The organism is Pseudomonas sp. IT-P294 (assembly GCF_949767865.1).
Classification (GTDB): domain Bacteria; phylum Pseudomonadota; class Gammaproteobacteria; order Pseudomonadales; family Pseudomonadaceae; genus Aquipseudomonas.
The window spans coordinates 584,059-606,838 of the sequence record NZ_CATKQW010000011.1 but is presented as its reverse complement, the minus strand read 5'-3'; the positions used below and the strand labels follow the sequence as shown (position 1 = coordinate 606,838).

19 protein-coding genes are annotated in these 22,780 nt (G+C 61.3%); 1 reads left to right on the top strand and 18 read right to left on the bottom strand.

Features of this window, described 5'->3' with window-relative positions; all coding sequences use genetic code 11:
• Positions 1–36: 36 nt before the first annotated feature.
• The 3 genes from ACM6I0_RS10150 to ACM6I0_RS10140 form a co-directional block, all read right to left on the bottom strand.
• The gene (locus tag ACM6I0_RS10150) at positions 37–1,395 is read right to left on the bottom strand and encodes a DUF1329 domain-containing protein (protein WP_222586603.1); all 1,359 of its coding nucleotides are present in this window, start codon (positions 1,393–1,395) and stop codon (positions 37–39) included.
• Between the two features lie 39 nt (positions 1,396–1,434).
• Positions 1,435–3,450: a DUF1302 domain-containing protein gene (locus ACM6I0_RS10145; RefSeq protein WP_414922184.1), complete on the bottom strand. Its 2,016-nt coding sequence runs from the start codon at positions 3,448–3,450 to the stop codon at positions 1,435–1,437.
• A gap of 131 nt (positions 3,451–3,581) precedes the next feature.
• Positions 3,582–4,178 (bottom strand): RBBP9/YdeN family alpha/beta hydrolase, encoded by a 597-nt coding sequence (locus tag ACM6I0_RS10140; RefSeq protein WP_414922183.1) that lies wholly within the window; start codon positions 4,176–4,178, stop codon positions 3,582–3,584.
• Between the two features lie 258 nt (positions 4,179–4,436).
• On the opposite strand from ACM6I0_RS10140, the gene ACM6I0_RS10135 reads away from it, so the two are divergent.
• Entirely contained in the window at positions 4,437–5,453 is a 1,017-nt protein-coding gene (locus ACM6I0_RS10135) for an AraC family transcriptional regulator (protein WP_414922182.1), read from the top strand.
• 245 nt (positions 5,454–5,698) lie between these two features.
• On the opposite strand, the gene ACM6I0_RS10130 is transcribed toward ACM6I0_RS10135, so the two are convergent.
• The 15 genes from ACM6I0_RS10130 to ACM6I0_RS10060 all read right to left on the bottom strand — a co-directional run bounded on the left by ACM6I0_RS10130 (position 5,699) and on the right by ACM6I0_RS10060 (position 22,730).
• Positions 5,699–6,718, bottom strand: a complete 1,020-nt coding sequence (locus ACM6I0_RS10130) for a YeiH family protein (RefSeq protein WP_414922181.1) — start codon at positions 6,716–6,718, stop codon at positions 5,699–5,701.
• Complete coding sequence (locus ACM6I0_RS10125) at positions 6,715–7,041, bottom strand: Rieske (2Fe-2S) protein (RefSeq protein ID WP_414922180.1); 327 nt, start codon at positions 7,039–7,041, stop codon at positions 6,715–6,717. Before ACM6I0_RS10125 ends, ACM6I0_RS10130 begins: the two co-directional genes overlap by 4 nt.
• Positions 7,038–7,700: a DsbA family oxidoreductase gene (locus ACM6I0_RS10120; RefSeq protein WP_414922179.1), complete on the bottom strand. Its 663-nt coding sequence runs from the start codon at positions 7,698–7,700 to the stop codon at positions 7,038–7,040. Before ACM6I0_RS10120 ends, ACM6I0_RS10125 begins: the two co-directional genes overlap by 4 nt.
• Complete coding sequence (locus tag ACM6I0_RS10115) at positions 7,697–9,025, bottom strand: MFS transporter (RefSeq protein WP_285434838.1); 1,329 nt, start codon at positions 9,023–9,025, stop codon at positions 7,697–7,699. The genes ACM6I0_RS10120 and ACM6I0_RS10115 overlap by 4 nt, the downstream gene beginning before the upstream one ends.
• An 86-nt stretch (positions 9,026–9,111) precedes the next feature.
• Positions 9,112–10,164 carry a 3-keto-5-aminohexanoate cleavage protein gene (locus ACM6I0_RS10110; protein WP_414922178.1) on the bottom strand — a complete coding sequence of 351 codons (1,053 nt, stop codon included), beginning with the start codon at positions 10,162–10,164 and terminating at the stop codon, positions 9,112–9,114.
• An 86-nt stretch (positions 10,165–10,250) separates the two neighbouring features.
• Positions 10,251–11,099, bottom strand: coding sequence for a TauD/TfdA dioxygenase family protein (locus ACM6I0_RS10105; protein WP_414922177.1), 849 nt, complete (start codon positions 11,097–11,099; stop codon positions 10,251–10,253).
• Positions 11,100–11,113: 14 nt separating this feature from the next.
• Positions 11,114–12,094: a quinone oxidoreductase family protein gene (locus ACM6I0_RS10100; protein WP_285434834.1), complete on the bottom strand. Its 981-nt coding sequence runs from the start codon at positions 12,092–12,094 to the stop codon at positions 11,114–11,116.
• A 1,192-nt stretch (positions 12,095–13,286) separates the two neighbouring features.
• The gene (locus tag ACM6I0_RS10095) at positions 13,287–13,727 is read right to left on the bottom strand and encodes a CBS domain-containing protein (protein WP_285436708.1); all 441 of its coding nucleotides are present in this window, start codon (positions 13,725–13,727) and stop codon (positions 13,287–13,289) included.
• Between the two features lie 17 nt (positions 13,728–13,744).
• A complete protein-coding gene (gene nirD / locus ACM6I0_RS10090) occupies positions 13,745–14,122 on the bottom strand; it encodes a nitrite reductase small subunit NirD (protein ID WP_414922176.1) in 378 nt (125 codons plus the stop codon).
• Complete coding sequence (nirB, locus tag ACM6I0_RS10085) at positions 14,122–16,683, bottom strand: nitrite reductase large subunit NirB (RefSeq protein WP_414922175.1); 2,562 nt, start codon at positions 16,681–16,683, stop codon at positions 14,122–14,124. Before nirB ends, nirD begins: the two co-directional genes overlap by 1 nt.
• Before the next feature lie 360 nt (positions 16,684–17,043).
• Positions 17,044–18,384 (bottom strand): glutamine synthetase family protein, encoded by a 1,341-nt coding sequence (locus ACM6I0_RS10080; protein ID WP_414922174.1) that lies wholly within the window; start codon positions 18,382–18,384, stop codon positions 17,044–17,046.
• A 20-nt stretch (positions 18,385–18,404) separates the two neighbouring features.
• The gene (locus tag ACM6I0_RS10075; protein WP_285436712.1) at positions 18,405–18,962 is read right to left on the bottom strand and encodes a helix-turn-helix domain-containing protein; all 558 of its coding nucleotides are present in this window, start codon (positions 18,960–18,962) and stop codon (positions 18,405–18,407) included.
• Positions 18,963–18,987: 25 nt separating this feature from the next.
• Positions 18,988–20,277 (bottom strand): NAD(P)/FAD-dependent oxidoreductase, encoded by a 1,290-nt coding sequence (locus ACM6I0_RS10070; protein WP_414922173.1) that lies wholly within the window; start codon positions 20,275–20,277, stop codon positions 18,988–18,990.
• A gap of 68 nt (positions 20,278–20,345) precedes the next feature.
• A complete protein-coding gene (locus tag ACM6I0_RS10065; RefSeq protein WP_414922172.1) occupies positions 20,346–21,530 on the bottom strand; it encodes a patatin-like phospholipase family protein in 1,185 nt (394 codons plus the stop codon).
• 102 nt (positions 21,531–21,632) lie between these two features.
• A complete protein-coding gene (locus ACM6I0_RS10060) occupies positions 21,633–22,730 on the bottom strand; it encodes an AI-2E family transporter (protein ID WP_285436715.1) in 1,098 nt (365 codons plus the stop codon).
• Between the last annotated feature and the right edge of the window lie 50 nt (positions 22,731–22,780).

Below are 22,780 nucleotides of genomic sequence, written 5' to 3'. Positions count from 1 at the left end.
CACATCGTGTGCAACCCGGCGTCGAAACACGGCGCTTCAGCGAATGCCGGCCCCCGCCAGGGACTCCGGCGACCATTGCGCCTTGGACAGGGAGTCGATGTAACGGATGCCGCCGTACGGGCCCACCACGCCGTTGATGTTGTAGGAGCCGCCGACCAGGTCGTAGATCATGAACGGCGTGGAGTCCGGCACCTGCTTGTCATAGCTCTGGCTGAGGAACGCGAAGGAACCACGATAGAGCTGACCACGGGCGTCGTATTGGTCAGAGGCCAGTGCCGCCCAGCTGTCTTCATCGAGGTAGAAGCGACGTTTCTGGTAGACGTGACGCGCACCCGGCTTGAGGTTGCCCTCCACTACCCACACGCGGTGTTTCTCCCAACGTACGAAGTCGGGCGACAGGTGATTGGGGGTGGTCAGGCTTTTCGGATCCTGGGCGTAGGTCAGTTTGTAAGTGTTGTACGGCACGATCATTTCTTGCTTGCCGACCAGCTTCCAGTCGTAGCGATCCAGCGCGCCGTTGAACACGAACACATCATCGTAAGTGCCCGCACCGGCGGTTCCCGGATTCGGCGTGTCGTAGGCCAGGTTCGGCGCCAGTTTGACGCGACGCTGGCCCGGCAAGTATTGCCAGGCGCGGCGTGGCTGCGCCAGCGGGTTGGCGGCGTCCTTGAGCATGATCGACTCGCCGGCCCGGCGCGCGGGACCGGTGTAATACAGCTTCATCTGGTAGTACACGTCGGCGCTGCTGATGGGCTGCGCCATGTTTTCGTAGATCGGGTAGGTGATGAACGCCTGCCCCGTGGTGGCCAGGCTTGGCACGCCGGCCGAGTCAACGTTCCAGGAATCGTACTTGGAGTTGATGTTGACGCCCTGGTACCGCAGCAGGAAATTCCACATCGCCTCGCTGCCCGATTGCGGAATCGGAAACGGCACGCCGGGCAAGACGTTGTCGATGGCCAATCCACCTTCAAGGGATTTGGCGCCATTGGCGTTCTTCAGGCTGTTGTCCAACACCGGTTGCGGCAAGGCCACGGTGCGATGGGTCGGATAGACATCGACGCGGTAGCTGGGGAAACGCTTGGCCAGTTCTACCGTGGTGGCGCTGAGCAGGTTCTTGTACTGATCAACGTTTTTGCCATTGATGACCAGCAGCGGTTTTTCACTGGCAAAAGGGTCCGGGCGCATGCTGTCGCCCGCTTTGAAGCTGGCCGGAGCCGTGGTCAGTCCGCCGGCGTAGGCGGGAATGGAGCCGTCGGCGTTGGCGGCTTTTTCAGCGCCGATCAGGGTCAGGCTGCTCCCGAGTTTGGCCGCGTCCTGCGCCGACACGGCGGCTTGAACTTGAGCGGCAACGGCCAGGGCCAATGAAGCGGCGAGCAGAGTTTGCACGAATTTCATGGGATCAATCTCCTGCTTAGTGTTTAAGCATTGGGTGAATCAGAAGGTGGTTTTCAGCGTCAGGTACAGGGCGCCACGGTCTTCGGTGGTCGCACCGCCACCGGAGAAGGCTGAATAGCCACCGGCAAAGCACGCATAGTTTTCGTTACCGCTGAAGGCGTTCGGCGTGGAGCCGTCGCCACTGCCGGCGTTGGCCGCGCCGGTGCTGTTGCCGCTGACGTTGCACTTGTCAGCCTTGCCGAAAGAGTCGACGTACTTGAGGTCGACGAAGTACTTGTTGTAGATCGCCGCACCGACGCCCAACGCATAGTTGCCGGTGTCTTTCGCGCCACCGCCCGAGACCGGTGAAACGCCGTCGAGGCCGACGTTGACGGACATCGGCATGCTCATGTCGACGCCAGGGAACACCTGGTACCAGGTCGGCGTGAAGTTGACCGCAATACCCCAGTTGTCACGGGTCGGTGCATCGACACCGCGGTAAGTGCCCTTGCCCTTGTAGAGCGCGGCGTTCTTGTCATCGAGCTTGAGCAGGTTGCTGTAATACAGCTCACCAAGCAGGACCGCCGAGTCGAACACCGGCGTCTTGGGCAGGGTCATCAGGCCGTTGAGCGTCCAGTGCAAGGTGTCGCCGGTGGCGCTCATGCTGTCACCATCGTGCGGGGTGTCGTAGATGACGCCGGTGGCCGCCGTGCGCGGCGGCAGCAAGCCAAGGCCTTGACCGAGTCCCAATGGGCTGTTGGTGCTGACGATCGCCGGGATACTGGCCAATGGCATGTTGTGGCGGATGTTCAGGTCGCTGCCGACACTGACGCCGCCGATGTCCTTGGACAGGCTCAAGCCAAAGATGTCGATCTTGTCCGAATACGCCAATTGATAAGTGGCGGTGCTCAACGAGTTCAGGGTGTTGACCACCGCCGGCACCTGGCCTGCTGGCCGCGTGCCGTTGGGGTTGGCCGAGGTCAGTCCACGGGCGTCGAGCCAGGCTTGCGGCAAGATGTCCGAAGTCTGGCGGTAGTAGACACCAAGCGTGCCGTCCAGCCAGGCGGGCGACCACTTGGCCATGACGCCCCAATCGCCTGAATTGCGCGGGGTCAGGTCATCGCCACGGCGCACGTTGGTCAATGCGTTGCACGGCGCCAGGCCACACCCCAACGGGCTGCCAGGGGTGATCGAGTTGGTGTTGCCGAGCAGGAACGACTGCGCGCCGAAGCCCACGAGGTCGGAACCGCCGTAATAAGTACCCGCCTCAGGCAGGCGTGCGGCGTCCCAATCAAGGAAATACTGGGCCCCGACGGTCAATTCGGGGTTGATGGTGAAGGTCATCGACACCTGGTTACGCGGGACGAACAGCTCCTTGGCCTCGGTGCCGGGGGACGCTGCCAGTTTGGCCAGGTCCAGGCCGGACTGGCCGTAGCTGATCGAATGCACCGGGTTGAGGATGGTCTCCCCCCAGAACACGTTGTGCTGCCCGGCCTTGATGCTGAACAGCGACTCCTCCCCTACTTCGGTGCTGTAGAACACGAAGGCATCGAGGATTTCCCCGGAAGGACCGTTGTAGTAGCGCTGGGCGTAGTGGCTTAGATGCGGGCTGCCATTGCCGACATTGTCGCCAGTCACCGCCGCCAGGCGCGGGTCATTGGCGACCAGCCCGGAGGTGTCGCCATTGCCGTTGACGAACGGGTTGGAATTGGAACCGGTGTTCTCATAGGCCTTGTCGTACCAGCTGGCGGCACTGACGCGAGCGCCCATGTGGTCCTTGTAGACCACGTCCATCTCGGTCAGCAGGTCGACCCGGTTGGTGATGTTGGTGCCGGCCCTGCGAAAGTTGTAGTCACCGTCATTGTTGTTCGGCGTCCCGAGCATGCGCTTGTCGGCGTTCTCGGTGCGCACCCCGTAGTTGTACTTGACGGTGTTATCGAAACGCACGGCCCAGTCGGGGTTGCCGGTGTCCAGCTCGACGGCGTGGGCGACCGGCATCGATGCCGCCAGAATTGCTAGCGTCAGCAGACTGCGACGTGAAGAAAGTGTGTGGCCGTGACTCTTATTGTTATGCATTACGGTGTCTCCGCCATGTTGTACTTGTTTTTAAGCGCAGCTTTCCTTGCACAGGCCCAAGTGAAAGGGCTTGCGTTGTGTTCACGCGTTAGAGCAATTGCCGGACGTGTGCCGACCGGCCAGGTGCCTGACTAACGATCCAGTTCCAGAATGAGTGCCTCAGCTTGCGGCCAATGGCCGAAACCCGATGCAGGATTGAGGTGGCCGACCTCGCCGAGATTGACCACTTCGCTGCCCCAGTTGCGGGCCATGCAGGCAACGGCTTCCAGGCTGGCCAGGTGATCGTTGCTGCTGGCCGCGACGATGCTGGGAAAAGGCAGCGCGCCGACAGGCAGTGGAGCCCAGCCATGGGTTCGCAGGGTTTCAGGGGATGGATAACCCGACGGCCAGGTGGCATCGAGATCAGGTGGCGCGGCCAGCAGCGCGCCTTTGATGTGAGCGCTGTGCCGAGCCGTGCCATGCAGAGCAGCGCCATGCAGAGCAGCCCAATGCGCGACCATCAACACACCGGCGCTGTGGGCGACGAGAATCACCGGCCCGTCGATCTGCGCAAGTTCATGCTGGATCGCCCGGACCCGGGCCGCGCAGTCGAGCTTTTCGGTTTCCAGTGGCGGGACACTACGGACGTTGCTCAGCCGGGCTTCCAGCAGCGTTTGCCAGTGCTCGGCAACGTGGTCACGCAGACCCGGTACGATCAGAACGGTTGCGGCAGTTTTCAGTTTGTCCACTTCAACACCTTCGCCTTCACGGTGACTCGACTGGCTGTTTCGCCAGAATCTTTTTGTTGGTCCGACATTAAAGAGCCCGCCACCGCTGCGCTTTTCATTTGACGACAGCGACTTTTCTTTTGATGACAGCGCCACGACCCCGGATTGACGGTCATGTGGAAGGCAAAAAGGCGGCTTCAAAAACTTTGCATTTCATGGTGTGCTGGCTATAGTCGCCCCGCTGATTTCCACCGGGACCACGCCAGGGAAGACCTTCGCATGCCAAAGCTTGTTCGCGCCGCCGTCTTGACCAACTACCTGGAAGTGGCCCACTACCTGGGGCTCAACCCGCACGATTTACTGGCGAACGTCGGCCTGAGCAAGGCCCGACTGCAAGCCCCCGAGCAACGCATCCCGATCGATTCGGCCGTGCGTCTGCTGGAGGATTCAGCCGTCGCCACTGGCTGTCAGACCTTCGGCCTGAGCATGGCCGAGTCGCGTCAGCTCTCGGACTTCGGGGTCGTCAGCCTGCTGCTCACCCACCAGCGAACGCTGCGCGATGCGTTGCAGGTGCTGGTGCATTACCGCCACCTGATGAACGATTCGCTGGCGATCTTCGTTGAGGAAGCCGGCAAGATGGTGATCATTCGCGAGGAAGTGGTGACCGAGTCGCCAATGCCCTGTCGCCAGGCAAACGAACTGGCCATTGGCGTGATGTTCCGGCTTTGCGCCGCCCTGCTCGGCGCGCACTGGCACCCCTACAGCGTCAACTTCACACACCAGCCTCCCGACAACCTGCAACTGCATCGTCGCCTGTTCGGCTGCAACCTGGAGTTCGGCAGCGAGTTCAATGGCATTGTCTGCCCCGATGCCAGCCTCGACATGACCAATCCGCATGCCGACCCGGCCATGGCGCGTTATGCCCAGCGCTATCTGGATTCGCTGCAGAACCACGATGGGCCGTCGATCCTGTTCGAAGTGCGCAAGGCCATTTACCTGCTGCTGCCGATGGGCCGAGCCACCATTGAACAGATTGCCCAGACCCAGGGCATGAACGTGCGCACCCTGCAACGTCGCCTGAAAGACGATGGCTGCGCCTTCAACGACCTGATCAATGAAGTGCGCCGTGACCTGGTGCTGCGTTACCTGGAGAACCCCAATTACTCGCTGGGCCGCATCGCCGACATGCTGGGCTATTCCATGGCGAGCTCGTTCACCCGCTGGTTCATCTCCCAGTTCGGCATGCCGCCGGCCACCTGGCGCAGCACGCAAAAGACCGACCCCACAAAACGCTGAACGCCTTTAGGAGCTGTTGATTGATCGTTCCCACGCTCCGCGTGGGAATGCAGCCCGTGACGCTCCGCGTCACTGGACGCGGAGCGTCCCTTGAGGCATTCCCACGCGGACGCCTCGACGTGGGAACGATCTATAGATCAGAAAAAAAACGGCGACTGTTAATACAGTCGCCGCAAAAGAACCGGTGCTTTTGACCCCGGTCGAGTGCCGCAGTCCGTCGGAGTGAACGCAATGCGGCGGCTGTGTTACATCCCCCAGCGCAGCAACAGCAGCAACAGCAGCACCAGAACAACCAGGAAGACGGTCTCCCCCACCATCAACAGAATGGGTTTGATGCCCACTGACGCCAGTTCCTTGAGCCGGGTTTTCATGCCCAGCGCACTGATGGACACCACCAGGCACCAGCGCGACAGTTCATTGACCGAACCCTGCACCACCGGGGCAATCCAGCCGGTGCTGTTGATACAGGCCAGTAGCAGAAAACCGACCGCGAACCACGGCAACAACGGCGGCCGTTTGCCTGTCGGGTCGGCGCCTTGCAGGCGGGTAATCATGGCGGCGCTGACGATCACCGGCAGCAGCATGGCCACGCGCATCAACTTCACCACCGTCGCCGTATCGCCCGTCTCGGTGGACATGCTGTAACCGGCGCCCACGACCTGGGCAACATCGTGGATGGTCGCCCCCAGAAACACGCCAGCCACCTGAGGCGACAACGACAGCCAGTTGGCAATCATCGGATAGACGATCATTGCCAGGGTCGATAGCGCCGACACACCAATCACCGTGAACAGCGTGGCCCGCTCTTTCTGCGGATGATTGGGCAATGCAGCGGCCAGCGCCAACGCCGCTGAAGCACCACAAATCGCCGTGGCGCCACCGGTGAGCATGCCGAACAAACGTTGAAACCCCAGTGCCTTGGCCGCGATCACCGAGACGCCAATGGTCACGACCACCAAAATCACTACAAGGGCCACCGGTTTCCAGCCCAGCGCGACCATCTGCTCCAAGGTAATGCGCATGCCCAACAAGGCCACGCCGATGCGCAATACGCTGCGGGCAGTGAATTCAATGCCGGCCTTGCACGCGCCGTCCGCCGCCAGAAAGTTGAGCGCCATGCCCAGCAACAAGGCGAACAGCATCACTGGCGCGCCGTAATGCTCGGACAAAAAGGAAGCGGCCGCCGCGACGATCAGGCTGACGATGAACCCAGGCGCCAATTCGCGCGTTCGGCTGTGGATTCGGGTGAGAGCAATGGCGCTCATGGCGCGGACTCCTCGGGAGCGATGACGATAAAGGTTTGGCCGTCGACTACCTCGACCGGGTAGTTGGCGACCTTGAGTTTGTTGGAATTGAGCAAGTAGCCGCTGGCCAGATCGAAGCGCAATCCATGGGCGCAGCACTGAATCAGTCGTCCATCGAGGCGCCCGCCACAGAGCGAGGCGCCCTGGTGCGGGCAACTGTCGTCGATGGCGAACAACTGCCCGTCGACGTTGAACAACGCCAGACTTTTGTCTTCGAACTCGAACAGCGCACGGGCACCGACCTGCGGGCGTTTGCCGGCAGGGACGCGAATACGCCTGATCATGCCGGTTGCCGCTCGCGATCACTTTCCTTGAGCGCTTCGTTCATGGCCCCAAGCAGCGCCTGAGCGGGTTGTGCACCGACCACGGTCACGCGGCCGTCGAACTGAAAACCCGGCACGCCACTGGTCGCGCCGGGGGACCCGTCAAAGGGCGTGCCGTCACCCTTCAGGCAATCGAGCACCCTGTCCGTATCGATGCCGCAGGAGTGGGCAATGGCGAGTAACGTCTCACGACAACCGAGGTTTTCGCCTTTGCGGAAATAAGCGGCGAACAGTCGTTCGAGCAACATTTCACGCTGGATAGCATTGCCCAACGCACTGGCACGCTCGAACAAGCGATGGGCGTCAGCGGTGTTGGGCATCGTCGCGATGCGGCCGAGGTCAATGGCCAGTCCAACCTCACGGGCAGCCTGCTGTACCTGAGCCTGGCGCGTGGTTACCGCGTGGGCATTACCCAGACGCTTGCGATAGAAATCAGCGAAGGGTTCACCCTCTACCGGTAATTGGGGCAGTAGCTGCACCCCATGCCACGCGGTGGCGATCTGCACATCCGGATAGCGATTGCGAAACTGTACCTGCGCATGCTCCAGTTGGCGCTTGCCGATCAGGCACCAGGGGCAGATGAAATCGAAAAACACATCAATCTGTAAACGACGACTCACAACTTCACCTCACACGCCGCTGTGCCCGGCACGTCATTGACGCGCTCATCCCTCAATCGAGCGATGTCTTTGTGGTAATGGCACATGGCATAAAAGAACACGCCCGCCGCCAGCACGCTGACCAGGGGCACCATTTGGAAAGCGGCGTGCAGACCGATCACATCGGACACGCGACCGGTGATGAACGGCCCCGGCGCCAACCCCAACATGTTGTTGGCCAGGGTCAAGGTCGCGAACGCCGTGCCGTGCACCGAGTAATGGGTCAGGTTGGCAACCATTGCCCCGGCGGGACCGGTGGTGCCTGCCGCGATCAGCATGCCCAGGCAGATCAGTCCCAATTGCACGGGCCCGGCCGGCATGGCGAACGCCACCGACAACAGCATGCAACTGCCCAGGCAATAAGCGATGGCCAAGGCCACCTTGCGCTCCGGGGAATGGCGACACAGACGGTCACTGAGCATGCCGCACAGGATCATCCCCACCCCGCTGCACAACACGATGATTGCCGCCATGCCTCCGGCTTTGTCCGTGCCCATGTCGTAGTAACGATTCAGGTAACTGGGCATCCACACAATCACCGTGCCGCCGACGAACAACTGCAAGCCGCTGCCGACATAGGTGGCAATCACCGAGCGGGTGGAAAACAGCGTGCGCAACGGGTGCTTGACCTTGACCTCGACCTTGTTCATCGCATTGGTCGCACGCTGCGGCGCGATGCGCGCTTCTTTCACGATGATCGGGTAAAGCACTGCCAGCAGCAGACCGAACAGCGACATGCCGGCGAACGACCAGCGCCAGCCCAGCTTGGCCGCTATTGCACCGCCCAGCGCCATGCCCAGGACCGATCCGAACATGCCGCCCGCCATGAACGCACTGCTCAACGTTGCGCGCATGTGCTTGGGGAAGACCGAAATCACCACCGCGATGCCGACGCTGCCATACGCGGCCTCGCCGACGCCCACCATGAAACGGGCGATGAACATCTGCGGATAATCCTGCGCCAACGCGCAGCCCAGTGTGGCCAGACTCCACAGCAACGCCATCAACGCCAGGCTTTTGACCCGACCGAAGCGATCAGCCATCAACGACAGCGGAAACGTCAGCAGCCCGACCATCAACGCAACAATGCCGCTGAGCAAGCCGAGCTGGCCGTCGCTCAGGGCCCATTCGCCCTTGAGCATCGGGAACACCGCGTTCAGCACCTGGCGCGACATGTAATCGGAAATCAACAGGCCGAACGTCAGGGCGAAGACGATCCAGGCGTACGGCCGCGCAACGCCGACAGCAACGTCGTCATCGTCTGCAGCGATTGGGTGAAAGGCCATGAAGCCTCCTCGAAACGTTGTTTTTATTGTTATCGAGCGTTGTGAAATGCAACGAGCGGGAGGCCAGCTCCCGCCCGCGCTGCCGGTCAACCGCGTTGCGGAACACCTTTCTGCCCAGCCTTGCGGTTGGGGGCCATGCCATTGGCCAACAGGGTTGCTTCGATGCTCGGGTACTGCACGCCAATGCGGTAAATCTCACGGGCTTCTTTGCCGGTGGCGATCTCGCGACCCAATTCATGGGCGACGCGCACGGTTTGCTCGATCTGCTGCACCGAGCTGAACCGCTTACCCTTGTGATCAATAATAGTGTCTTCAATGCCCACTCGTGGGTGCAGCCCCATGGACAACGCCATCGTGTTGAATGGCAGCACGTTCTTGAGCAGCGATTCAGCGGTCAGCGTGCAGCCATCCGGCGCGCGATGGATGAAGTTGAAGAAGTTGAACGGGTTCGGGCCATCGAAGCCGCCACCGATGCCGATCCAGGTCAGGTTCAACGGGCCTTTGTAGACGCCTTTGCGCACCAGGCGCTCAAGGGTCTCCATGGCGTGCATGCCGGTCAGCTGGAAGTGTGGCTGAATGCCGTTGTCCATCAGGCGCTTGAGGTGCTCGGCAACCCAGGCCGGGCCGGCCGGCACGGTCATCTCGCTGTAGGCCGCCTGATAGGCCGGGTTGGCCAGGGACGTGCCTTCCAGGTATTCCGGGTAGAGCAATTCCATGATGTTCATTTGGGTGGTGTTGATCGCCACCGTGACCTGATCCGGCTTTGGCGTCAGCTCTGCCAGCATGTGGCGGGTATCGTCGGACAACCATTTGGCCGCTTCGCCATCGCTTTCCGGAGCGAAGGAAATCGAGCCACCGACCTGAATGATCATGTCCGGCACGGCTTCACGCACACCGGCGATCAGCTCGTTGAACTTGGACAAACGTTTGGAGCCTTTGCCATCCAGTTCACGTACGTGCAGGTGCAACACGGTGGCACCGGCCTCGTAGCAATCGACCGCCTTCTGCACTTGCTCATCCATGGTCAGCGGGATGTCTTCGGGGAAGTCTTCGGGCATCCATTCCGGGCCGTACGGGGCCACGGTGATGACCACCTTTTCCATGTTTTCCGGGTGCAGGGAATCGTCGAAGAATTGCATGAGTTACTCCTGTTTTTATGATTGTCCGCCCAGCCGGGATCGTGCCCGGTGGGCGCAGTGATGAGTGCGAATGCAGAGACGGTCGATCAGTAAGTCTTGTCGCCGATGATCCCGGCGCGTTCCATCTTGCGATGGCACGGCGGGTAATCCATGACGGCGTAATGTTGCGTGCTGCGGTTGTCCCAGATGGCGACGCTGTTGGGCTTCCAGCGCCAGCGCACTTGATACTCGGGGATGTACGCCTGGCTGATCAGGTAGCGCAGCAGCTCGCTGGCACCGGGGTTGGCGTCCTGGCCGAAACGCACCCTGTCGGGGGTGTGGTAGTTGCTGAAATGGGTGGTGAAGGCGTTGACGAACAGCACCTTCTCGCCGGTTTCCGGGTGGGTGCGCACCACCGGGTGTTCGGCATCCGGGTACAGGGCCTTGAGCGCCAGGCGTTTTTCAATCGGCATGGCCGCGCCGAAGCTGGCCTCGATGCTGTGCCGGGCACGCAGGTCGGCAATTTTTGTCTTCACATCGTCAGGCAACTGCTCGTAGGCCTCGACCATGTTCGCCCACATGGTGTCGCCCCCCACCGGCGGGCATTCCACGCAACGCAGCACACAACCCATGGGCGGCGCGTCGCGCCAGGTGGCGTCGGTGTGCCAGGCGTTTTCGTAGCGGTCCATCGGCTGGTCGGGCTTTTTGTAGATGCGCACCAGCCCCCGATGATCCGGGTCACTGCCGGCCACCGGGTGGTCCTCCAGTTCGCCGAAACGACGGGCGAACGCCACGTGCTCGGCACGGCTGAGGTCCTGGTCGCGCAAAAACACCACTCGATGCGTCAGCAGTTGGGCGCGGATCGCGGCAAAAAGACCGTCGTCATGGATGGCGTCGGCGAGGTTGACGCCGATCAGCTCCGCGCCGATGTTGCTGGTCAGTTGTTCGACTTTCATGGCAGCAGGCTCCCTTAAATGACGAAAATCGACGAGCCGGTGGTCTTGCGTGATTCCAGATCACGGTGCGCCTGTACGGCATCCTGCAAGGCGTAATGCTGGTTGATCTCGATCTTGATTCGACCGTTGCCGACGTGGTCGAACAGCTCACCTGCCAAGGCTGCTTTTTCCGCAGGGTCGGCGATGTAGTCGGCTAGCGCCGGACGTGTCAGAAACAGCGAGCCTTTCATTGCCAAAAGGACCGGGTCGAAGGCCGGAATCGGGCCGGAGGCGGTGCCGACGCACACCATCAGGCCACGGCGCTTGAGCGAGTCGAGCGAGCCCATGAAGGTGTTCTTGCCAACGCTGTCAAACACCACGTTGACGCCAACACCGTCAGTCAGTTCGCGAACGCGCCCGGCAACGTCCTCGTGGCTGTAGTTGATGACGTGGTCACAGCCATGCGCCTTGGCGATTTCAGCTTTGGCTTCGGTGGATACCGTGCCAATGACCGTCAGCCCCAGCAGCCTGGCCCACTGCGAAACGATCAGGCCGACGCCCCCGGCGGCAGCGTGCAGCAGGATAGTGTCGCCGGCCTTGAAGGCATGAATGCGTCGCATCAGGTAGGCCGAGGTCAGCCCGCGCATGGTCATGGCGGCAGCGGTCTCGAAGCTGATGGTTTCCGGCAGTTTGATCAATGCCGAGGCCGGGATCAGGCGTTCGGTGCTGTAGGCGCCCAGGGTGTTGAGAAAGCCGGTATAGGTGACGCGATCACCGACCTCAAACTGGGTCACGCCCTCGCCGACTGCCTGGACCACACCTGAGGCTTCGACGCCCATGCCGTTTGCCAGTGGGATCGGGTAGGTGCCATTGCGGAAGTAGGTGTCGGCGTAGTTCAGTCCGACAGCCACTTGGCGGAGACGAACTTGACCCGGGCCAGGTTCGCCGACCTCGATGTCTTCATAGCGCAGGACGTCGGGACCACCTGTTTCGTAGAAGCGTATGGCTTTGGCCATGCCTTTTATTCTCCAATCTGCATTTTTATTAGCGTAATGCGCCGATTTGCGTTGATTGGACTGTAGGCCGCGGGTTGATGACCCGCTTCTCATCAGACGACAATGACTTTTCATTTCATGACAAAGGGGGGGCTGCTTTCGGGCTGGTGCTTTTTGGGTTGGGTTGGGTTGGGGTTGGGGTTGGGTACATATCCGTTTTTGCGGTAACGGCGGCTATTGGTTCCGCTCTTACAGCGGGTTACTTGGAAAAGCGCCAAGTAACCAAGCGCTTTTGCCCCTGACGTTCGGTGCCTCGCCAAGGCTCGGCATGCCCTCGCTCCGGTCCTGCTCCGTGGGCCCGCCGCCATCGGCCATCCATGGCCGGGGGCGGCTACCGCGGCATCCTTGCCGCGGTGCCCACTGCGCAGAACCTGCGCTCGGCCTCTCGAGGGGGCGTGCACTGCCAAAGCCAAAGCGAGGCGGCCTGCGGGCCGACCTGTTTGCTCAACGCTTGCGCGTAGTGGTTACGTGATTGTTGTGATCGTTCCCACGCTCTGCGTGGGAATGCCGCCGGGGACGCTCTGCGTCCCGCTATCGACACCAGGCTTGAGTCTTGCGCGATGGTGACGCGGAGCGTCACGGGATGCATTCCCACGCGGAGCGTGGGAACGATCAACATCAAACCGCGAGGAGGCCTTCCGGCCAGCCTGCCTTTGGCAGATGTACTCAATACCTGTGGGAGCGAGCCTGCTCGCGATGGCGGCATTACAGGCAACATCACAGCCGACTGACAGGGCCTCATCGCGAGCAAGCTCGCTCCCACATTTTGACGGTGTACACCCATGGCTCCTGACCACTCATCAGGCCGAGCGTTAGCTCGCCTTCCGCTTTTGATCTTGATCTTGATCTGCCCCGTCGGAAGGCCGAACGCAGGTTCTGCGCAGTGGGCAACCCGGCATGGATGCCGGGTTAGCCGCCCCCGGCCATGGATGGCCGATGGCGGCGGGCCCACGGAGCAGGACCGGAGTGAGGGAATGCCGAGCCACAGCGAGGCACCGGACGTCAGGGGCGCAAGCGCTTGGTTACTTGGCGCTTCTCCAAGTGACCCGCTGTAAGAGCGGAACCAATAGCCGCCGTGACCACAGAAACGGATATGCCCCCAACCCCAAAACTTTCCAAGTGCACAGCATTACCTGCTGCCAACGCCGATCACTCAATGACCGCGAATGTAATGCTCCAGTTGCCGAATCAGATCCGCCTGCTCAACGATGGCTTCCTTGACCAGATCGCCAATCGACAACAGGCCAATCAATTCGCCGTCCTTGACCACCGGCAGATGCCGCAGATGACTGTCAGTCATGACCGCCATGCAACGCTCGACGCTCTGTTGACTGTCCGCAGTGACCACCGGCGAACTCATGATGTCCCTGATCCGCGTCCCGACCGAAGAGCGCCCCTGCAAAACCACCTTGCGTGCATAGTCACGCTCACTGATTACCCCGACCACCTGCCCGTCTTCGATGACAGGCAGCGCACCAACGTTTTTCTCGGCCATCATCCGCAGCGCTTCAAGCACCATCTGGTCCGGTGCAATGCTGTGCACCTGCCGGTTTTGCACGACTTTAAGCGTCAGCAACTGTGCAGCTGTTTTCATACGTGTCTCCCCTGGACTCAAACCACCCCAACTTCCACCACGCTACCGTTCAACCGCACCGGCCAGACACGCAGGCGCTGTTGCGGGTACTCCAGGCAACTGCCGTCCTCCAAACGAAAATGCTGCTTGTAGATCGGCGATGCGACGACCATCTCGCCCTTGATATTGCCGACCAGCCCGCGACCGATGACGTTCGCCCCGGATTGCGGGTCATGATTGTCGATGGCGTAAAGCGTCCGCCCCTCGGCGCCCGGCAGGTAGAACAGCGCCACCTGTGCGCCGTCGAGCCAGACCACCACACCGGAGTGGCTGACCAGATCCCGGTGCTCGCACACCGTTTGCCAGACCTCGGTACTTTCCAGGGACGCGACGCGTTGTGCTGTGGACTGGCTCATCAGACGGTTTCCTCAATGACAGGGATAAGGTTGAGTTCGGCCGCCATGATCGGGCGGCGTTGACCGCGTTCCTGGACAAAGTGGATGTCCGGGTCCGGGCGTTTATCGTTGACGAAGGTACGGAAGCGCTTGAGTTTTTCCGGGTCCTTGAGGGCGTTGGCCCATTCGCATTCATAGCGATTGACCACCAGCTGCATCTGCGATTCGAGCTCTTCGCCAAGCCCCAGGCTGTCGTTGATGATCACGTCCTTGAGGTAATCGAGGCCGCCTTCCAGGCTTTCGCGCCATACCGAGGTGCGCTGCAATTTGTCGGCGGTGCGGATGTAGAACATCAGGAAACGGTCGATGTACCGGATCAGGGTTTCATCGTCCAGGTCGGTGGCGAACAGCTCGGCGTGGCGCGGGCGCATGCCGCCGTTGCCGGCGATGTACAGGTTCCAGCCTTTTTCGGTGGCGATGACGCCGACGTCTTTGCTCTGGGCCTCGGCGCACTCACGGGTGCAACCAGACACCGCGAACTTGAGCTTGTGCGGCGAGCGCAAACCCTTGTAGCGATCCTCGATGGCCAAGGCCATCTTGACGCTGTCCTGTACGCCGTAACGGCACCAGGTGCTGCCCACGCACGACTTCACGGTGCGAGTAGATTTGCCGTAGGCATGCCCGGTTTCGAAACCGGCTTCAATCAGCTCGGCCCAGATGTCTGGCAGCTCGTGCAACTGCGCGCCGAACAAGTCGATGCGCTGGCCACCGGTGATTTTGGTGTAGAGGTCGTATTTCTTCGCCACCACGCCAATGGCGATCAACTTGTCGGCGGTAATTTCGCCACCGGGGATGCGCGGCACCACCGAATAGGTGCCGTTTTTCTGCATGTTGGCCATGAAGGTGTCGTTGGTGTCCTGCAACGGCACCAAGGAGGCGTCCATGATCGGCTGGTTCCAGCACGAGGCCAGAATCGAGCCCACCGCCGGCTTGCACACATCGCAACCGGTGTGGCCACGGCCATGTTTGGCCAACAGTTCTTCGAAGGTGATCACCCCTTCCACTCGCACCAGCGCATAGAGTTCCTGACGGGTGTAGGCGAAGTGTTCGCACAGGCTCTTGTCGACGCTGACGCCACGGGCAATCAACTCATGCTCGAACACTTGCTTGAGCAACCCCGCGCAACCGCCACAACCGGTGCAGGCCTTGGTTTGTGCCTTGAGCAGGCCGAGGTCGGTGCAACCGCCGTCGATGGCCGAGCAGATGGAACCCTTGGTGACGTTGTGGCAGGAACACACCGTGGCCGACTCGGGCAACGCGCCCGGGCCCAGGGTCGGTACGCCTGTGGAGGACGGCAGAATCAGGCTGGCCGGTTCCGCCGGCAACGCAATGGCGTTCTGCATGTATTGCAGCAGCGTGTCGTAATAGCTGTTGTCACCGACCAGCACCGCGCCGAGTACGTGTTTGCCGGTAGCGTCCACCACCAGCCGGCGGTAGCTGGCGCTGGTTTCGTCGATGAACTGATAACTGCGCGAGCCCGGTGTGTGGCCGTGAGCGTCGCCGATGGAGCCGACGTCGACGCCCAGTAGCTTGAGCTTGGTCGACATGTCCGCGCCCACGAACGGTTCGGCGGTTTCGTTGCTAAGCTGTGCGGCCACCGCGCGGGCCATCTGGTAACCCGGCGCGACCAAGCCAAAGACCGTGCCATTCCACGCCGCGCACTCACCGATGGCGTAGATGTGCGGGTCGCTACTTTGGCAGTAGTTGTCGATCACGATGCCGCCGCGCGGGCCGACCTCCAGCGAACATTGACGGGCCAGCGCATCCTGGGCGCGGATGCCGGCGGAGAACACGATCAGGTCGGTTTCGAGGAATTCGTCATTGGCGAAATTCATCCGGTAGCGGTAGTCCTCACCCGCGCTGATCGATTGAGTGCCACGGGACAAATGCACACCGACGCCAAGCCGCTCGATCTGCGCCTTGAGCGCACGACCACCCTGCTCGTCCAGTTGCACCGGCATCAAGCGCGGGGCGAATTCCACCACATGGGCTTCCAGGCCCAGGCTTTTCAGGGCATTGGCGGCTTCCAGGCCGAGCAAGCCACCACCGACCACCACGCCGCGTCTAGCGTTGGTTGCAGCGGCACGGATGGCATCGAGGTCTTCGAGGGTGCGATACACTAGGCGCGAATCGCCCTCGGCGCCTTCAATCGGCGGCACGAACGGGTAAGAGCCGGTGGCCAGGACCAGTTTGTCGTAGGCAACACAACCTTGCGCGGTGATCACCTGACGACGGGCACGGTCGATTTCCAGCACCGGCACGCCCAAATGCAGGGTCACGCCTGGAGTCTGGTACAGCGCGGCATCACTGAGGGCCAGCGACTCGGCATCACGCCCGGTGAAATACTCGGAAAGGTGCACGCGGTCATAGGCGCGCATCGGCTCCTCGCTGAAGACGTGCAGTCGATAGTGATCAAGGGCGCCGCGCTCGATCAGCTGTTCGACACAATGATGTCCGACCATGCCATTGCCGATCACGATCAGCGTTTGCTGCTTGTTCAACGCGGCCACATTGGTATTCATAAGAAGCACCCGGCTAAAGCCCATCACGATTCAAAAAGCAAAAAAAAACGCCTGAAACCTTACGGTTCCAGGCGTCTTTGCCTGTTCTTTTGCGGTGTTGAAACCAGACGTCTATGCCTGACCCACCGATGTTGCTCACGGATCGATCGTCGTTGACCGAGGGAGCTGCCCCCGACTGCATTCACGGTGGGCCTTGATCGATGTAATGCAGCGTTTGTGCCAAACCCGGATTATCCGGGTTTGACACCGTCTGGCGGCTTGAACGGGTGTTTGCGTCCTGCGGTGCGCAGCGCTTTGTGCCTTGGCTTAGTGCATGCCGAAAGGCCCGGGCTTTATAAAAGTGCATTTCCCCCGACTGGCTTACAGATACCAGCGATACTCCCGGGCACTGATTTCCTGCATGAACGCCAGATGATCCTGACGCTTGTTCTCGCAATAGACATCGACGAACTCGGCGCCCAGTCCTTCACGCAGTTGCGGTTGATGCTGCATGGCACGCACTGCCTCGAGCATTTCCAGCGGGAAGTCGACCCCACTGTTACGGTTTTCGTTGAGCGGCGCGATGGGCTCGTTGCCTGATTCCAGGCCATGTTCAAGTCCCACCAGAATCGCCGCCAGCACCAGGTACGGGTTGGCGTCGGCACCGGAGAGGCGATGTTCGATGCGCAGGTTTTTCGCATCCGACTCAGGAATGCGCAGACACGCATCGCGGTCCTCAAAACCCCAACTCGCCCGGGTGGCGATGTTCGTCGTACCGCCCAAGCGGCGATAGGCGTTCTGGTTCGGCGCGAAGATCGGCATGCAATGCGGCAGCAGTTCCAGGCAGCCCGCCACGGCATGGCGCAGTGATCGCTGTTGGTTTGCCGCCAGGATGTTGTTGCCTGCCGCGTCGTACAGACTGACGTGCACGTGCATGCCGCTGCCTGGGTGCTGCAAATAAGGCTTGGCCATGAAGCTGGCGCGGTAGCCGTGTTTCAGCGCCACGCCTCGGCTGCTACGACAGAACAACGCCGCCCAGTCGGCCGCACGCAAGCCATCGTCGAGGTGACCGAAATTGATCTCGAACTGACCCGGGCCGAGTTCGGCGGTGATCACCGTGGTGTCGATGCCTTGAGCCCGCGACGCTGCGACCATGTCATCGAGGACCGGCGCAAAGCGGGACAGTCGCTCGATGTGCATGTTGGGTTGATCATCGGCATCGTCCGTCAGGTCATCCCGGGGAAACTGCGGGAGACCGTCGCGCAGCTTTTTATCGAACAGATAGAACTCCAGCTCGAACGCCACCACCGGGTGAATGCCTTTTGCCGCGAGCCTGTCCAGCACCTGCGCCAACACCTGGCGCGGTTCGAACACGATCGGTTTCTCGGTGCCGTCCGAGGTGATCAGCATCTGCCCCAACGGCTGCGCTTCCCAGGTCACCGGCTTCAGTGTGCCCGGCACCAGCCGGCGCAGCGCATCCGGGTCGCCGTCGTTGAAGCAGTAATCCCCGATCTTGAACAATCCGCCTTGCACACCCAGCAACACGCAGTTTTGCGGCAGTTTCAGGGCGCTGCCGGCCGCGACCTTTTCGAGCATTTCCACGGGGTAGCGTTTGCCGTAAAAGTGCCCCGGTATGTCCAGGGAGATCAGGTCGACGTAACGTACGTCAGGGTAGCGTTGGCGAAAGGCACGCACTTCGGCCAGCAGATCAGCGTCCATCATGGTTGGTCCTATTGTGGTTATCAGGTATAGACCCAGAGCACTCGCGTGAGATGCCCGGTCAGGTTGCCGTAACGGCAACGGGTGTGACTGTCGAACTGAAAGCTGTCGCCGGCGAGCAAGGTGACCGGGTCGTCGTCATCGCCCAGCCACAGCGTCAACTCGCCCTCGAGTACGTAACCGCCCTGCTCCGAGCTGTCACTCAAATGCCGGTCGCCACTGCTGGCGCCCGCTTCGAGATGACTTTCGAGCATGGAAAACGAGGCCCGCATCTTCGGCGACACCAGAATGTCGGTAATGCCATTGGCGTAGTACAACGTGCGGCGCTCGTCCGGGCGGGTGACCCACGGCAGTTCCTTGGGTTTGGGCAGGCTGTAGAAGTAAGTCGTTGGCACGCCCAGGGTTTCGCTGATCGCGGTCAGGTCGGCAACGGTGGGCCGGGACAAGCCGCGCTCGACCTGCGAGAGAAAGCCGACGGAGCGGCCGATTTTGTCGGCCAGTTCCTTCAGGGTGTATTTCTTGTGCTTGCGCAGATCGTGGATAAGGATCGCCAGCGCAGCGATTTCTTCTTGCTTGTTCATGCCTGCCCTTCCGCCAAGTAATTCATCAGATGCTGTCGCGCAGTCGATACCACGCCTTGCCGATGGCTTCCAGCGGTGCCGCCAGGTATTTACCGCCGGGGAAGCTGCCGTTGCTCAAGCCTTGGTACAACGCCAGTTCCTGCGGCTGACCGAGAATGGCGTCTGACACGGCGCGGGCGGCGGCCAGCGTCGGCAGCACGCCATGCCCGGAATAGCCCTGAAGCCAGTAGCGATCACCGTGGCGACCGATGTCAGGTGTGCGTTTGAGCGTCAGGTCGATGTGTCCGCCCCAGGCGAACTCAAGTTTCACGCCTTTGAGCTGCGGGAACACCCGTTCCAGAAACGGCCGCGTGGCGCCGGCAATGTCCTTGGGCAGTCCGCCCAGATACGTACAGCCACCACCAAACAGCAGGCGGTTGTCGGGGGTGCGGCGGAAATAGTCGAGGACGAATTGGTTATCGGTGACGCAGACGTTGCTCGGCAGCAGTGAGCTGGCCTGCTCGGCCGTCAGCGGCTCGGTGGCGACTTGATACGTCCCCACCGGCAATACGCAACTGGCGAGTTTCGGATCGAGCCGATCAAGGTAGGCATTACAGGCCAGCACCAGCACATCCGCGCGGATCGATCCGCGCTCGGTGTTGACCCGGAACCGACCGCCCTCCTCTTGATAACTCAACGCTTTGCTTTGTTCATGGATGCGCCCGCCGGCCCGTTCGATGGCGGCGGCCAGGCCGAGTGCCAGTTTCAATGGATTGAGATGGCCGCCCTCAGGGTCATAAAGACCAGCCTGATAACGCTCGCTGGCGACCCATTGCGGTAATTGCTCGCGGCTGATGAACCGTAAGTCGTGGTGGCCCCATTTGTGACTGGCTTCGCGCTGCCACTCGGTCAGCAGACCGACGCGACGGGGCATGACCGAGGTCCACAGATGCCCGGCGCGGTAGTCACAGTCGAAACCATGGCGAACCGGCAATTCACGCAGCTCTTGCGCTGCCCAGCGCATGCCGTCCCACAACCGTCGCGCGCGCTCGTAGCCCAGCGCTGCTTCCAGCGGTGGCATATCACACGACCAGCCGAGAATGGCCTGACCACCATTGCGTCCCGAGGCTGCCCACGCCACCCGGCTGGCTTCCAGCAGCGTCACTCGCTTACCGGCCAAGGCCAGGCGTAGCGCGGTGTGCAAGCCGCTGAAACCGGCGCCGATGATCACGATCTCGGTGTCTTGTTCACCGCTCAGCGCAGGTCGGGTGGTCAGGCGATCAGCGCAACTGTGGGCGTAATAGCTGGCGACATGCTGCGTGGACTGCTGAAACATACAAGCCTCATGAAATTATTTTTTTATAATTTCATGAAAAACTACAGCATAAATTTCATTCAGACAACTCACCTGTTCGGCGATTTATGCCACGGATAACCTTTCGCACTGAGTTCAAAGGCGTAATCGAACAGGCGTTTCATGTATGCGCCGTCGAATTTCTGATTGCGCGGATGCAGAAAATCGGCGCCGATGTACGCCAGATTGAAGTCCGCCCCGTCCTGCTGGGCGATGCGGTAAATGCGATCGAGGTCGCTGATGCCCTGGGTCTGGATCAAGGTGCTGATGGCGCGACCGCCGATGCTCAAGGTACGGCGCTTGGTGCCGGCCCATTGCGGTTCCAGCTTGCCGTTGCGAATGACATAGAAATGCCGGTCCCGGCGGATACGCGCGCCGCTCACGCTGTTCAGCGCCATCACCGTGCCCGGCGGGTAAAGGAACACCTGAGTGAGCACGCCGCCGTCGACGTGCATCTCCTGAAACTGTTTGCCGTCCACTTCCACATCGATCATGACCGGTGAGACGGCACCGGGAATACTCATCGAGGCGACCATGATGTTGCGAAACAGGTCGAGCGCTCCCGGTGCTCCGCTGGCGGCAATGGCGCCCATGTTCCAGGTAACTGGCCGTCCGGCGTCGAGGTCGGTGGTCCCGATCATCAGTAACCGACCTTTGGCGTACTGCGCAGCGACGGCTGCCAGTACCTCGGCGGTGATGTATTTGGCAATGAGTCGCGCCAGGGGTTTGCTGTCCGCGATGCCATCGCTGGTCAGGCGGGTCAGCACACTTCGCGCATGGAAAACGTCTTTGGGGCCGATTGCGCTGCAGATCCCCAGAATGATCTCGTCATACTCAGGCCCCAGGTAAGCGAACGGCGCAACCAGCGCACCGGCGCTGATACCGGTGACGACCTTGAACATGGGGCGCGAGCCATGCAGGGTCCATCCGGCAATGATGCCTGCGGCGAAGGTGCCGGCGTCGCCGCCCCCTGAAATGGCCAGGTAATAGCCCCGTGGCAACGTGTCGTTGGGCAGCTCTTCACCGACGTGCGCCTGGGCCTCGCGATCGTTGGCCAGGCTCGCCTCCACGATGAACGTCGACAGGTCCCGATCCAGCCAGTAACGCGCATTCGGGATGCCCGGGATGACCGATTGTTCCGTCAGCGCTTGCGGCACAGCCTCGCGGCGTTGCAGGCAGCCTTCGCGCAACATGTTCATCGTCGAGGCGCTGGGCCTGGGCAGAAATGGTTTCAAAACGCCTCCTGCGGTCCCCGCCATCGACAGAGAACGCGCCCGACTGACTCGGCAAGATGACCTCGGCGATCATGCGCGCGGTCAATGCCCATGACCACCCGCTCAAACCGGCGGCGGCCCTCCACCTTCCTGCGATGGGTCCCGTACCCACTGCCAGAATAATTGATAGCCGACCGCAAGAACCACCGGCCCGATGAACAGCCCGATGACGCCGCTGGTGACCATGCCGCCCAGCGCACCGATCAGCACCACCGGCATCGGTACGTCGACACCGCGTCCCAGCAACAAGGGTTTGAGAACGTTATCCACCAAGCCGGCCACGAACACATAAATGGAGAACACGATGGCGGCTGTGGTGGCTCCTTCGTTGGCAAACACATAGACAATCACCGGAATGGTCACCAGCGTTGCCGGTAACTGCATGATGCCCAGCAGCAGGACCGCAAGGGCCAGCAAACCAGCGCCGGGAACCCCTTTGATAACAAAACCCAGGCCGACCAGCAGCATCTGGATAAAGGCGATGCCGACCACCCCCAAAGCGACTGCACGGATCGTGGCGGTGCACAGGTCGGCGATTTTCGGCCCCCGGTCCGGGCCGCTGATGCGCGAGGCGATCTGCACCGCGCTGCGCCTGCCGTTTTCGCCGTAGGCCATGAAGATACCGGCGATGATCAAGGCGAAAATGAAAGTGAGAAAACCCATGCCGACGCCGGCCAGCTTACTCAGCAGGCCCAGGATCACCTGTTTTATCTGCGGGAGGTACGTCGCCGTCAGCTCGGGGAGATTGGTCGAGGCCTGTAGCCAGAGCGCCGAAATCCGCTTGCCCACGACAGGCCAACTGGCGACAGATTCGCTGGGTGGCGGAATCTGGAAGCCGCCGCTTTTGACGAGTGCCACGGCTTGTGCGACCGAGTCGGCGATCGAGATGCCCAGCAGATAGACCGGCACCATCAGGATGACGATGGAAAACAGGATGATCAGTGTCGCGATTCGTCCCTCTTTCTGCCCCAACGGCCCCTTGAGGCGTTCTTGCAGGGGGTAAAGGGTGATCGCCAGAATCAACGCCCACAGCATCAGGTCGCGGAACGGGCTGAATATGTTGAAGCAAAACAGCACCAGGACGGTAATCAGCCCGGCACGAATCAGGACATCGAGCAACGTGCGTGAAAGGGTTTTTTCGGAAACCGGCGCGGGCAACATGCTGCCTCCTTGCAGATTCACTGCACAGGAATGGGATCGATTAGCCCAGC